This is a genomic window from uncultured Vagococcus sp., assembly GCF_963518325.1.
In the GTDB taxonomy this organism is placed as follows: domain Bacteria; phylum Bacillota; class Bacilli; order Lactobacillales; family Vagococcaceae; genus Vagococcus_D.
This window is the reverse complement of sequence record NZ_CAUQJB010000025.1, coordinates 15037-28412: the sequence shown is the minus strand read 5'-3', so window position 1 is coordinate 28412 and position 13376 is coordinate 15037. Positions and strand designations below refer to the sequence as shown.

The 13376-nt window shown below is 40.1% G+C and carries 11 protein-coding genes and 1 pseudogene; 7 read left to right on the top strand and 5 right to left on the bottom strand.

The window, feature by feature from the left end; genetic code table 11:
- The first annotated feature begins 6 nt into the window (after positions 1-6).
- From RWN13_RS17125 to RWN13_RS17095, 7 genes and pseudogenes are all read left to right on the top strand, one after another.
- Positions 7-753, top strand: a complete 747-nt coding sequence (locus tag RWN13_RS17125; RefSeq protein WP_314066126.1) for a WxL domain-containing protein — start codon at positions 7-9, stop codon at positions 751-753.
- 123 nt (positions 754-876) lie between these two features.
- Complete coding sequence (locus tag RWN13_RS17120; RefSeq protein ID WP_314066123.1) at positions 877-1968, top strand: DUF916 and DUF3324 domain-containing protein; 1092 nt, start codon at positions 877-879, stop codon at positions 1966-1968.
- 277 nt (positions 1969-2245) lie between these two features.
- Complete coding sequence (locus RWN13_RS17115) at positions 2246-3094, top strand: PRD domain-containing protein (protein WP_314066122.1); 849 nt, start codon at positions 2246-2248, stop codon at positions 3092-3094.
- 105 nt (positions 3095-3199) lie between these two features.
- Complete coding sequence (locus RWN13_RS17110) at positions 3200-5074, top strand: beta-glucoside-specific PTS transporter subunit IIABC (RefSeq protein ID WP_314066118.1); 1875 nt, start codon at positions 3200-3202, stop codon at positions 5072-5074.
- 14 nt (positions 5075-5088) lie between these two features.
- Positions 5089-5352: pseudogene (locus RWN13_RS17105) on the top strand (family 1 glycosylhydrolase); the annotation flags it as partial.
- Positions 5344-5526 carry a family 1 glycosylhydrolase gene (locus RWN13_RS17100; protein ID WP_314066202.1) on the top strand — a complete coding sequence of 61 codons (183 nt, stop codon included), beginning with the start codon at positions 5344-5346 and terminating at the stop codon, positions 5524-5526. The pseudogene RWN13_RS17105 and the gene RWN13_RS17100, both read left to right, overlap by 9 nt.
- The gene (locus tag RWN13_RS17095; RefSeq protein ID WP_314066115.1) at positions 5523-6356 is read left to right on the top strand and encodes a phosphatase PAP2 family protein; all 834 of its coding nucleotides are present in this window, start codon (positions 5523-5525) and stop codon (positions 6354-6356) included. The genes RWN13_RS17100 and RWN13_RS17095 overlap by 4 nt, the downstream gene beginning before the upstream one ends.
- Before the next feature lie 262 nt (positions 6357-6618).
- Here RWN13_RS17095 and RWN13_RS17090 read toward each other — a convergent pair whose 3' ends face one another.
- The 5 genes from RWN13_RS17090 to licT form a co-directional block, all read right to left on the bottom strand.
- Positions 6619-7668: a chitinase gene (locus tag RWN13_RS17090; protein WP_314066114.1), complete on the bottom strand. Its 1050-nt coding sequence runs from the start codon at positions 7666-7668 to the stop codon at positions 6619-6621.
- A gap of 30 nt (positions 7669-7698) precedes the next feature.
- Positions 7699-8283 (bottom strand): lytic polysaccharide monooxygenase, encoded by a 585-nt coding sequence (locus RWN13_RS17085; protein WP_314066113.1) that lies wholly within the window; start codon positions 8281-8283, stop codon positions 7699-7701.
- Between the two features lie 404 nt (positions 8284-8687).
- Positions 8688-10106, bottom strand: a complete 1419-nt coding sequence (locus tag RWN13_RS17080) for a glycoside hydrolase family 1 protein (RefSeq protein WP_314066110.1) — start codon at positions 10104-10106, stop codon at positions 8688-8690.
- 28 nt (positions 10107-10134) lie between these two features.
- On the bottom strand, positions 10135-12033 hold the full coding sequence (locus tag RWN13_RS17075; RefSeq protein ID WP_314066108.1) for a beta-glucoside-specific PTS transporter subunit IIABC: 1899 nt from the start codon (positions 12031-12033) through the stop codon (positions 10135-10137).
- A 125-nt stretch (positions 12034-12158) separates the two neighbouring features.
- Positions 12159-13007 (bottom strand): BglG family transcription antiterminator LicT, encoded by an 849-nt coding sequence (licT, locus tag RWN13_RS17070; RefSeq protein ID WP_314066107.1) that lies wholly within the window; start codon positions 13005-13007, stop codon positions 12159-12161.
- Positions 13008-13376: the final 369 nt, after the last annotated feature.

The window sequence follows — 13376 nt, the reverse complement described above, 5'->3', positions numbered from 1 at the left end:
GAGAGTGTGAAAAAGCAATTGTGTTACAGCGCTTGTTTATTATCGTTGCTAGCTCTGCCTGTTTCCGCAATAGCGGCAGATGGAGGAAGCATTAAGTCAAACGCAACAGTGACGATTGAGAAAAATACTGGCGAAGAAGGTGAACCGCCAGTTAATCCAGTGGATCCAACTGAGACAGTTAAACCAGCACCAGGTGAGGATGGGGAAGAAAATCCTCATGAACCGAGCACGAAAGGTCCTTTGAGTCTTAATTATGTGTCTAATTTTCAATTTGGGCGTCAGAAAGCCAATGGAAATGATATGACCTATCAAGTTAAACCGGATCGTGTGGTAAATGCTCAAGGGGAACTGATTGAGGTGCCGAATTTCATTCAAATTACCGATCACCGTGGTTCAAATGCGGGTTGGAGTTTGATGGTCAAACAAAACAGCCCCTTTAAAAATGGGGCACACACATTGGATGGCACGGAAATGGTGTTTAGTCATCCCGTGTTGAGCAGCAAATCAGGAAGTTCCGCTTCCACACCTAAAGCGACAACTCAGTTTACCTTAACGGGAACAGGTGAATCAGCTTTAGTGGTGGCGGCAAAAGCAGAACAAGGAATGGGAACGTGGGCCAACCGTTTTGGTGAGGACAACCAACAAGCCAAAAGCAGTGTCCAATTAAACATCCCAGGAGAGTCAAAAAAAGTAGCTGGGTTTTATCAAACAAGTCTAACGTGGACCTTAGCAGATACCCCCGTATCTGATTAAAGGAAGGCGAGAAAAATGAGAGAGTTCTTGATCATTACGATGGGAACATAGCTAGACCATGTTGTCTCTTTTTTCATGCCCTTGTTTGTAGGTAGCTAAACTAAATATAAAGGTGAGATAATGATGAGACGATTAATAGGAATAGTAGTAATGATGATGAGTATGACAGGGATTTATTTAGCTGGGAGCCAGCTTGCTTTAGCGGAAGAGATGAGCTTTTCTGTGGAAGCCAAGTTACCAGATAATCAGCGAGATAAATCGAAAACATATTTTGATGTCCGTGTCCAACCAGGTAAGGATCAAGAACTAGCTGTTGAACTTAAAAACAATACAGACGAAGAAGTGACCGTGTTAATTCAAACCAATACGGCCATTACGAATATGAATGGGATTATTGATTATGGTGTAACAGAGCCAAAGCTTAATGCCACACTGGCCTCAGCCTTTTCTGACATCGCTAAAGTTGAGCCGGAAGTGACGTTGGCAGCTAAAGAAGTCAAAAAAATTAACGTGAACGTCAGTGTTCCGCCAACGGCTTTTAGTGGGATTATCTTAGGTGGCTTGCACTTTAGTGAAAAAGAAAAAGAAGGCGACAAAAAAGCCGAAGCTGGGGTACAAATTGAAAATAAGTTTGCTTATGTGATTGGTGTTCGCTTATCAGAAAACGATGAACCTGTTGAATCTGATTTGGAATTATTAGCAGCAAAAGCAGGGCAACGTAATTTCCGTAATACAATTTTAGCCTCTTTGCAAAACCCGACACCACGGATTATTGGGGATATGAAGGTAACAGCAGATGTCTATGCCGCTAATAATCTAGAAGCGCCTATTTTTCACAGCACACAGCAAGACCTTAATATGGCGCCTAATTCAGATTTTGATTACGGCATCGAAATGAGTAATAAAGCGTATAAGGCTGGCAAATATGTGTTAAAGATGCTTGTGGAAGCAGATGGTAAAAGTTGGAATTTCGAAAAGAAATTTGAAATCAAAGCAGATGAAGCAAAAAAGTTTAATGATAAGGCCGTTGAGTTAGCGGAAGAGTCCAACGATAATCTATTGTATATCATCATTGGCGGAGTTGTTTTAGGTGTGGTGATTCTGATTTTGGTCATTTGGATTATCAAGCAGAAAAAAGACCAAGCTAAGGCAAGCGCCCGTCGAGCAGGTAAAAAGTCGAAGAGTCACTCAACATCGAGAAAAAAGCGCTCATAATCGCGTTTTAACGAGTGTCGTTGAGCTAATGGTCAAGACAAAACCGAGGTAAATACACACATTTTCCAGGAGAAAGCATGAGATGATATCATGCTTTTTTTTGTTAAATCGAAAGTTGCCTTATTTTTAAAAAAAACATTGACAGCGGTTTCATCCGGTGTTATAGTGTAATTAATTAAATCTGGACTGTTACTGATTCGATCAGGCATTACCTACGTTAAAAACTTACTGTAAATGGTAGGTCTCTTAACGTCTTTTTTTTGTGGGAGGTGAGAAAGTGAGGTTTCAAAAAAAAATAAATAATAATGTGGCTTGGTTAAGGGCGGAAGACGGAGAAAAGATTATTGCCATTGGAAATGGCATTTCTTATGGTAAAACGGTGGGACAAAAAGTTCGGTTGGAGGATATTGAAAGGATCTTTAAATCCGAAACGATGAATGAGACCCAACAGAATAGTATTAATCGATTAATTGAGAATCTGTCATCAGATATCTTGATATTAGCTGAAGAAATTAGTCAACAGGCGGCCGATTCATTGGGAATTCCTAAATTAGATGATAGTCATTTTTTAGCATTAGCGGATCACTTAAATTATGCGGTTAAACGAAGTGGTGAGACCTATGATTATCCTGAAACCCTAAGATGGGAAGTTCAGAAAATGTACCCTAAAGAATTTGAGGCAGCTATTGATTCTCTGTATTTAATTGAGAAAAAAACAGGTATTCGATTGCCCAGAAGTGAGCAAACGTTTTTGACGTATCACTTTGTTAATGCACAATATGATACGGGGAAAAATGTCCAAACGGCACTGTTAACGGAGTTAATTAATCGGTCAATTGAACTTATTCAATACCATTATCAAGTGATGTTGGATCAAAATTCTGTTAATTACATCAGGTTTGTCACTCACTTAAGGTATTTTATTTTGAGGCAGATGCACCAAAATGAAAAAGGGACAACAGTAGATGCACAATTAATCGAAATTGTTCAAAAGAATTATCGGAAAGCCAACCAAGTGGCTGAAAAAGTCGGGAGGATGCTTGAAAATAACGTCAACCGTCCGGTAAAGGATGAGGAATTATTTTATTTAACCTTACACATTGAAAGAGTGACCACGAGAGACTAACTAAATATGGACTGTTACTGACTGAGTCAGGCATAACCAAACATGATGAAGACGTGGTTGTTTTCTCTGTGTTTGGTTTTTTATTTTAATTGAAAAGAGGAGAGTATGATGGCGAACTATTCAGAATTAGCAAAGCAGATTATTGACTTAACAGGTGGTAAAAAAAATATTACGGAATCGTGGCATTGTGTGACACGCTTACGCTTTAACGTAGTGGATACAAAGAAGGTTAAGATTGACGACATCAAACAGCTGAAAGGCGTGATGGGAGCGCAATTCTCTGGTGACCAGTTTCAAGTCATTATTGGTAATGATGTAAATGACGCCTTTGTGGAAGTGAGCAAGGAATTAGGTCTTTTGGAGGGGCAAGTCTCTGAGAAAAAAGGGAAACAAGGTGTTATCAATGGATTGATGGATATTATTTCAGGTGTGTTTAGTCCGATGTTGTCTGCCATAGCTGGAACGGGATTAATTAAAGGGTTCTTGGCACTGTTTACCACCCTTGGATGGCTGTCAACGGAAGGTGGACTCTATGTTGTATTAAATATGATCAGTGATTCTACCTTTTATTTCTTGCCGTTTTTCTTAGCCGTAACCAGTGCCCGTAAGTTTAAAACCAATGAGTTTTTAGCAATGGCTGTTGCGGGTGTTTTGTTATACCCAACGATGACCAATGGGGTGAATGAGTTAATGGCTGGTGGAACAGTGACAGGCATTACGTTATTAGGGGGATTGCCCGCCCCTTTTATTGCTTATAGTTCATCGGTTATTCCGATTATATTGGCAACTTATTTATTAAAACACGTGCACAACTTCGTGAAAAAATGGATGCCGAAAGCGGTTTCAATCATGTTTACTCCGATGTTTACGTTGATGATTGTGGTGCCCATTACCTTGGTTGTCCTAGGACCATTAGGAACATATGCGGGTGGTTTTTTATCAGTAGGAGTGACGTGGTTGTTTGAACACTTAGGTATAGTGGGCGGAGCCTTAGTCGGGGCTTTTTATCCTGTACTGGTGATGACGGGAATGCATTATGCGCTGAGCCCCATTATGATTAATAACTTTGCTGAACTTGGTTTTGATAATTCGATGATGCCGGCCACTTTAATGGCGACCTTTGCTATGGCCGGAGCCACCTTTGCCGTCTTCGCTAAAGCCAAAAACAGTGAGATGAAACAGGTCTCTCTCTCAGCCGGTATTTCTGCTGTTATTGGGATTACTGAGCCAGCGATGTATGGTGTCACTTTAAAATTGAAAAAGCCATTTTATGGGGCGATGATTGGCGGTGGGATTGCTGGAGCTGTTGTAGCTGTTTTTAAAATTAAGGCTTTTGCCATGGCGATGCCAGGGATTGTTGGTTTAGCGGGTTATATAGATCCAACGAACAATCAAAATTTTTTAGTTGCAATTGGTGGCAGTGTGGCATCCTTTTTAGTGGCGTTCATTGCGACTTGGTTAATGGGAGTTGATGAGGAAGGACCTGATAAAAAGGAGGCAGATAAAACAGATGACTCTCAAAAAACAATCACAATCCACGGGGCGGCTGAAGGGAAACTTATTCCAGTGGAGACAGTCAGTGATGTGACATTTTCAGAAAAAATCATGGGGTATACAGTGGCCATCGCCCCTAAATCAGGTGAGATTGTGTCGCCTATCGAGGGGGAAGTGGTGTTGATTGCTGAAACGAAACATGCTATTGGGTTGAAGAGTACAGAAGGGGTGGAGGTATTAGTCCATGTAGGGATTGATACGGTTGAACTTAAAGGGGAAGGGTTTACGACTAAGGTGAGTGTGGGGGACACGGTTAGTGTCAGCGAGGTTTTACTAGAGGTCGATTTAGAGGAGTTAGTTGCTAAAGGATATGATCCGACCGTGTTAACGATTGTCACAAACAGCCAGGATTATTTGGATATTATACCCCAACACGACACCGATTTGATTGACAGTGGTCAACCAGTAGCATCCGTTATTAAATAAGAAAGGTGATATAGATGATTAAAAAGAAGCCGTTTCCTGATCATTTTTTATGGGGTGGAGCAACAGCCGCCAATCAATGTGAAGGTGGTTATGCCTCAGGCGGTCGGGGACTAGCAAATGTAGATCTTATTCCGGCGGGAGAAGACCGACTGCCGATTATGACTGGGGAGATGACTTATCTCCAATTTGATGATACGCATTTTTATCCAGCTAAGGAAGGCATTAACATGTATCGTCATTACAAAGAAGACATTGGGTTATTTGCTGAAATGGGCTATACGCCTTGGGGCTGTATTGATTTGGTCAGCGCCAGTACTGGTGAAATGAGTGAACGGTATGGGTTTATCTATATAGATTTGGATAACGAAGGCAAGGGAACATATAGGCGTTATCGCAAAAAATCATTTTTCTGGTATAAAAATGTTATTTTAACGAATGGAGGAGAAATATGAGAAAACTATTTATGGGTGTTGGCGCAGGACTTTTAGTCTTGTTGGGAATTGGCACGATTTGGGATTTTGAGATTGCAACAGCTGTTTTCAGAAAAGGGAATGCTTTTTCTTATTTTTTTGAACACTTTGCTCCAGTAGTTCTGGGAACGATAGTTGTTCTAGCCGCCTCGTTATTGTTATTTAGCTATGACTTTAAAAAATCGAAGAAGTTTTTTCTGGTGTTGTCAGGATTCTTTTATGTGTTGTTCATCATGTTTGGTGGTGTGTTAGTCATTAATTATATCGATAATATAGGGTTTATCTATTTATTTATAATTGCACCTGTTTCAGGATTTTTTGTTTCGAGAATTCCAAAAGAATACGGGAACCAGTGTAGAAGAGTTGGGGCAGCGATTGTTCTGGCCATTTTAGCTTCCATGGTATTAGTTGAGTCAATTAAACCGATGGTTGGCAGAGTACGATTTAGATCGATGCAAGATAATTTTGATCTATTTACTAGGTGGTACCAAGCTAATGGAAAGACGTATTTATCTTTTGTGCCATCGAAAGAAGAGATTAAGTCCTTCCCTTCAGGTCATTCTCAGTGGGCAGGGTCCACCTTGCTCCTAAGTTTATTAGCAACCATTCAACCTTCTTGGCGTAAATATGAAAAAAAACTATTTCTTGGGGCTCTGGTGTATGCAGGGATTATCATGTTTAGTCGCATGATGCAAGGGGCTCATTTCTTGTCAGATGTCACAGTAGGATTTTCTTCGGCTTTTGTTTTCTTGCTGATTTTAAGAAGGCTACTTGTAGTGAAAAAAGAAGGGGGAGAAGGGCATTTATCGTAGAGTGTCTATCACTGAGAAAGGGTGTTTAGTAAGCGAGAGTTCTGGCTATTTCGGTGAAGAAATAAGTCAGTGATCGTGCGTCCTTTAACAAATGGCAACCCTCATTGAGAAAAATAGTGACCGGGATTACTTTCCTCGTTTTTTTACTAAATTTAGAGCAGCAAGTTGTTCAAAATAGCTAGACCGAATAGTTTCAAAAAAATGACCCTCAAAAGCTAGATGTATGGTCTAACTTTTGGGGGTCTAAGCTTACGTTGATAGACTATTGTAAAATTTGAGCGTATCGCGTCGCAAATTCATTGTTATAGGAAACACCGTTTACATTTTTACCAGTATCCCAGTTGGCAGACCAGGTCATCAAGCCTTTAATGGGATTTCCATCTTTTGTTAGTCGATCAAGTGCTTTGTAAACAGCGGTTGGGTCGATGACATACCCACTACCAGCACCATCAACATTTGCTGGAAGTCCTAAAACCAATTTGTCGTTTGGAATTTTCAAGAAGGTTCGTGTTCCGTGAATCATGGAATCTGACATGTAATAAAGGAACTCGTATTTCAAGGCGTCATTGCTTTGAGGAATCCATGTCATGATTTCATCGACCCAAACTCCATCACCACCTTGATTATATAGCTGTGGGGCTATATAGTCGTAATAACCATCTAATGACGTGATGTATTTTTCATAGGCCCCGCCTGGTTTTAAGTAAGGAAATTCTGGTGCCATTGTGATGATAAAATTCTTACCTTGGGTTCTATAATGTTCTTTGACCTTTTTCAAGGCAGTTGGAATGACTGTTTGATTGTCACCAGCTGTAATGGCCGATTGTTCTAAATCAATGTCTAGGCCGTCAAAGCCATAGGTTTCCACTTGGCGAATGATTTCGTCGGCGAAAGCTTGTTCATCACCTGTTTTTAATTGGATATGGGCGTCTGCGCCACCTAGGGCTAATAAGACAGCCCGACCTTGGCTGTTAAGTAATGACACATCTTGACGAAAAGCTGCATCTGTTTGGTTATAGGGCGCAAAAGTTGGAATGCGGCTAAGGCCATCACTTTTCATAAAGGAGACGGGAACGACGTTATAAGCTTTATTGACGTCAGCTAATGAAATATTGGCAGATGTTCCTTGTTTGTAACCATCTCTGCCTTTGGACGCCCAGTTATGCCAATATCCCACAAGGACCTTTTTATTGGTGACACTGACCATCTCGCTAGCTGTGTCAGCGGCTTGTGCGGAGACGGTAGTCAGTAAACTACCTAAGGCAATACCTGAAACGAGTAAAAAGGCGGGAATAAACGATTTGATTTTCATGTACGTGGCTCCTTTAGGTTAGGTTATTGGTTATTTAATAGTGACATCAATTGCTTGATAGAAGGCGTTGGTTGTGTCGTAAACATTCCAGACGGCATAGATGACGTGGTAACCTTTACGATCACTTGGAACGGTAATGTTATGTTTGACGGAAGCTTCCGGAATGGCCGCTTTATCATCAATTTGACCGATTAACTCAAAATTTTTAATATCTAACGGTTGATTTTGATCCCAACCTTGTTTTGTGATGTAATAATCCCACGTAGAGGTTCTATGACGTGCGGTTAAGGTCCAAGTGAGGGCAAGTGGGCCAGTTGGGATCTCTGATTTGTGCCAACGGTCGGGTGTCTGAATATCCAAGGGATCAAAGCCACTAACGCCTGCACTAGCTAATTTTCCTGGAATAAAGGTATTTTTAGGTGCTTCGATACTTTGAGGTTCCCATTCAGCCCGTCCAACGTTTTTATTTAGCTTTCCACCTTGGCTACTACCGAAATAGGCACGACTACCGGGGGATGACACATAACCGTGAGCGTGAGTGACAGTGGCTGAAACAGATAAACCTCCTACTAATAGACCTAGTGTAACGACTGCTTTGAGCATGGTTCTTTTCATGTTGATTCCTCCTAATATTTTTTTGTACCGCTTACATGGATTAATGTAACATGTTATATTATTTAATACAAATGATATGCTATTATAATGATATAACGATAAGAAAAGGTGTGAAATGAGCGTTAAGATGAGGATGTGTCGTTTATAGGGAAAGCAACTAGCACCAAAGGGAATGGTTGATTAGTGACTCACGATAGACCTTGGTGAGGGAGCGAGGTATCTTTTTTATCAAGATTTGCTTAAAATCGATCATGACGCTCAAGGATTAAACGGATAGTTTTTGTCATTTAGAGTCTAGTCTGTTTAGTTCATGGGACCTATTCAGACAAGCAAAAAAGTAGTGAGAGACAGACATCTCTCACTACTTTTTGTTTCTTATACGTGAAGACAGAAGTTTTACTGATCTATAAGTCTTCCCCATTACTTTCGATTACTTTTTTATACCAATAAAATGATTTTTTCGGGTAACGTTTGAGTGAGCCATTTCCTTCGTCGTCTCGGTCTACATAAATAAATCCGTAGCGTTTGCTCATTTCCCCAGTGCCTGCACTGATTAAATCAATACAGCCCCAAGGTGTGTAGCCAATTAAATCAACACCGTCATCGATGGCTTTGCCCATTTCGACAATATGCTGTTTGAAGTAATCGATGCGGTAATCATCTTCGATGGTACCTTCTGGTGTGAGTTCATCGAAAGCCCCTAAGCCATTTTCAACCACCATTAATGGTAATTCATAACGAGAATAAATCTGATTTAAAGTGAAACGTAAGCCGACTGGATCAATTTGCCAACCCCAATCACTTGTTTCTAAATACTCATTGGACACACCACCAAATAGATTGCCACCTGATTTATCCTCACGTTGATCTAAGTCAGCTGCGATACAAGTTGTCATGTAGTAACTAAATGTATAGTAATCCACTGTTCCTTTTTGCAGTAAGGATTCATCTTCTGGTGTGATCTCAACCTGAATATCATTTTGTGCAAAGTAACGTGTCATATAGTACGGATATTTCCCTTTTGCTTGAACGTCACCACAGAAAAAGTTCAGTTTGTCATTCATTTGCTGGGTTTTTAACACATCATCAGGTTTACATGTTTTTGGGTACATGGTGATGTACGCCAACATACACCCAATTTTGAAGTCTGGATTAATGTTGTGTCCAGCAATAACGGCACGAGCAGAAGCTAAAAAGACATTGTGCAGTGCCTGATATTGCTCTGACTCCGTGTAGTCGCGATTAAATAGGCCATTAATTCGCAAACCATGGGGCAGTGTCCCAAAGTTAATTTCGTTAAAGGTCAACCAATAGGTGACCTTATCTTTGTATCGTTCGAATAAGGTTACGGCATAATTTTCATAGAAACCAATCACTCGTTTGTCTAAGAAACCGTCATACTCTTTGCCTAAATGGAAGGGCAGTTCAAAATGAGAAATAGTGACAAGGGGTTCAATCCCGTATTTGGCACATTCATCAAAGACGTTGTCATAAAATTGTAAGCCTGCTTCGTTAGGAGTTGTTTCATCCCCTTTTGGAAAAATCCGGGTCCAGTTAATCGACATCCGATAGGTTTTATAGCCCATTTCAGCAAACATGGCAATATCTTCTTTGTAGTGGTGATAAAAGTCAATGGCTGTGTGACTTGGGTAATAATAGTTATCAGAAATGTCTAAATCAAATGTGCGACGAGTGCCTGAGGTGCGGCTACCAGCCCGATTGTGGTCACTGATAGAATCCCCTTTGCCATCGACATCCCAAGCTCCTTCACATTGATTAGCTGCTGTTGCGCCGCCCCATAAAAAATTTGTTGGAAAACTCATGCCTATCTGCTCCTTTTCTTCTATCTGCTTAGTCTGCAATGACCGTTGTAATTAATAAATCATTAGGTTTAACCGTGGCTTCGGAGGTTGGAATAACATCTGCAAAGTCAGGTGTATTGGTAATAATAATCGGAACTTGTGTACTGTAACCGGCACTGGTGATGGTATCAATATCAAAATGTACTAACTTTTGACCTTTTTTCACGGTGTCACCTTGTTTAACGAAAGCTTCAAAGCCTTTTCCATCAAGTTGAACTGTATCAATCCCAATGTGAATTAAGACTTCCGTGCCATTTTCTGAAATTAAGCCAATGGCATGGTAGGTTGGAAAGAGGGTCATGACCGTTCCGTCAAAGGGAGCGACAACGTCACCGTTGGCAGGTTCGATGACCACGCCTTTACCTAAGATACCGTCAGCAAATGCCCCATCTTTAGCCGCGCTTAAGGGTGATACCTGACCTGCGATTGGTGAAAAAATGTCTTCTTTTGATAACTTTTTACTTTGACCAGTTGTCGCTAATTTAGCTTCTTCTTTAGACATGGTAATCGTTGGCTCATCGTCTTTAAATCCAAGGGCATAAGCAACTGCAAACCCTGCAATTAGAGCACAGACGTCTAAAATGATGGCATAAATCGCAAATTTAACATCACCATCTGGCGAGATAGAGCTAGGATAACGGAAGATACCTAACCCACCCATTTGATAACCTTGCATCCCTAATCCCATGGCGATGGCACCAGTCACACCACCCACAATACAAGAGGCCCAGAAAGGTTTTTTTCTAGGTAGTGTAATACCGTAAATAGCCGGTTCAGTCACACCGAAGATACCTGAAATAAATGCAGGGATCGATAGTTCTTTTAATTTAGCATTTTTAGTTTTCAACATGACGGCTAATACTGCACCAGTTTGGGCAAAACTGACACTGCCCGATGGTGTTAATAATGAAGTTGGATCACCTTGAGATAAGGCGATAATAGCGAATGGGATAAGGGCCCAATGTAGACCGAACATCACAAGGATTTGCCAAGAGAACCCAAGAATAGCACCAAATAAAATCGGGCTGAAACTTTGAATAGAAAGCAAGCCATTTCCTAAGGCATCAGAAACAGTATTCATGATTGGTCCAATAACTAAGAAGGTTAATGGAATCGTGACAAGTGCTGTTAAAAATGGCACAATGAATAATTTAATCACGTCAGGAATTACTTTTCGTAACTGCTTTTCTAAAAAGGCCGCAAAAGCAGCGGCTGCAATAATCGGCATCACAGTCGAACCGTAGCCTGCTGGCGGAATAGAGAACGGAATACCAAAGAAGTTAAGACCTCCCGCTTCAGCAAACTGAGCAGTCGCAGCTCCTTCTAAAAAGCCTGGATAGACTAAACTTGAGGCGATTAACATGCCAAGGAAGGGGGAACCACCAAATTTTTTCATGGCGGTGTAACCAATAAAGATCGGTAAGAATTTGAATAAGCCGTCACCCATAGCATTAAAGATAGCGGATGTTGATGAATCGGCAAATCCAGCACCTAAGGCGAAAATTAAAATGGCATTAACCCCTTTTAACATACCGGCAGCAGATAGGGGCGCTAGAATCGGTTGGAAAATAGCTGAAATCATGTCAACAAATTGATCGAATAAATTGCCTTTTGGTCCAGACTCAGTCGGAGCTTCTAGTACACCTAAAACAGCGTCCACGTCTTTTTTGACGTCAGGAACGTGATTACCAATCACGACTTGGTATTGTCCCCCAGCTTGCATGACGGTTACCACGCCATCCATATTTTTTAGCACATCTGTATTTGCTTTGCTTTCGTCTTTCAGTTTGAAGCGCAGGCGAGTGATACAGTTAGTCAATGAGTTGACGTTTTCTTTTCCCCCGACTTCTTTTACAATATTTTTTGCTAGTTCTTCATATTTACCCATGTTAATACCTCCAAATAGTTTTTTGTATTTAAAGGTTTCGCCAACTTAATGTCACGATCCGGTCCTTTCCACAGGAAGGTCGACAGACTCCTTTCTATCAAAATGTCTATATTAAGAGAAATCTCTTAATTCTTTGTTTTATCAATAATCCTTGCTAGATGAATGGTAATATAGACTTGTTCATCTTTTGAAATAAGGTAGTTTCTACGAGCTTTTAAAAACTCAGAGACTTTTTTAGTGACTTCAAAGGCTTCAGGATATTGGTTTGTCACCAGTTTAAACAAGTCATTTTCAACTTGGTTCTCTTCAGGATGAGTTTGACTGGTTAAAACCCGTTGAGAGAAAAATTTTAAGTGTGTAATAAATCGTTGGAAATAGATATCATTTTCTGAAAAATTAATTCGTAAAGTGTACTTGATGACGGTTAGAATTTCTTCGATTAGCTGAGTTAAGCTCACTGCGTCATCGTATCGGCTGTCTAGACTGGCATTGGTAATATGTAAGGCAATAAAACCAGCTTCATCTTCTGGTAGGGTCGTATTGAATTTTTCATTTACAATATCAATCGCTTTTTGTCCAATCAGCAATTCCTCAGGGAAAAATCGTTTAATATCCCACAGTAAAAAATTTTTGACTTGGAGATTTTTTCTGTCACGCTGGATAGCGGAATGGAGATGATCAGCTATGGCAATAAAAGCGGAGTCTGTTAACTCTTTGCTCAGCTTTTTTTTAGCATAACTAATGACTTCATAAGAAACACGAATAATATCTTCTGGTATTTCTGAAAATAGTTTTTCGATTTGCTCTTGTTCAATGTTGTTTTCTAATTTGAATACTTTTTCAACTTTTTCAGTGCAAACGGGAGAGTCAATTTTCATTTGAAACCCTAATCCATTGCCCATTAAGATAATCTCTTCAGCCTCTTCATTAAGAGCAATGATTGCGTTATTATTTAGTACTTTAATAATTTTCAAAATAACCGCCCCTTTTATTAGACAAAAATAGACCTAAACAACCCTTGACGAGTTTGTTTAGGTCTAGCTTAACTTAATAATAACTATCCTTCTAACAAGGTAATAATATACTAAAAATAAATAAATGTCAACGCTTTCTGTCCATGGAATTTAATCAACATTATGTCAGTTAGAAAATTTTATGAAAAACGTTAACTACACGTAGTAAAGACTTTTGTGTTAGATAGTTATTGCTGAAGAGTGACATGGATATTTGAGAGTAGGGCATATAGAAAAATGTTGGCGTTTTGTGAGACTGATGGCGAATAGGTTGATTTAGTAGTAAAACGGAATGTGAAAGAGTTTAATGTAACTACCTGCTCTAAAAGC

What these genes read in the sequence shown, in the direction of transcription:
- RWN13_RS17100 (WP_314066202.1), top strand. Translation starts at nt 5,344, where the DNA reads ATGGGCTATACGCCTTGGGGCTGTATTGATTTGGTCAGCGCCAGTACT.
- RWN13_RS17120 (WP_314066123.1), top strand. Translation starts at nt 877, where the DNA reads ATGAGACGATTAATAGGAATAGTAGTAATGATGATGAGTATGACAGGG.
- RWN13_RS17080 (WP_314066110.1), bottom strand. Translation starts at nt 10,106, where the DNA reads ATGAGTTTTCCAACAAATTTTTTATGGGGCGGCGCAACAGCAGCTAAT.
- RWN13_RS17075 (WP_314066108.1), bottom strand. Translation starts at nt 12,033, where the DNA reads ATGGGTAAATATGAAGAACTAGCAAAAAATATTGTAAAAGAAGTCGGG.
- RWN13_RS17085 (WP_314066113.1), bottom strand. Translation starts at nt 8,283, where the DNA reads ATGAAAAGAACCATGCTCAAAGCAGTCGTTACACTAGGTCTATTAGTA.
- RWN13_RS17095 (WP_314066115.1), top strand. Translation starts at nt 5,523, where the DNA reads ATGAGAAAACTATTTATGGGTGTTGGCGCAGGACTTTTAGTCTTGTTG.
- RWN13_RS17110 (WP_314066118.1), top strand. Translation starts at nt 3,200, where the DNA reads ATGATGGCGAACTATTCAGAATTAGCAAAGCAGATTATTGACTTAACA.
- RWN13_RS17090 (WP_314066114.1), bottom strand. Translation starts at nt 7,668, where the DNA reads ATGAAAATCAAATCGTTTATTCCCGCCTTTTTACTCGTTTCAGGTATT.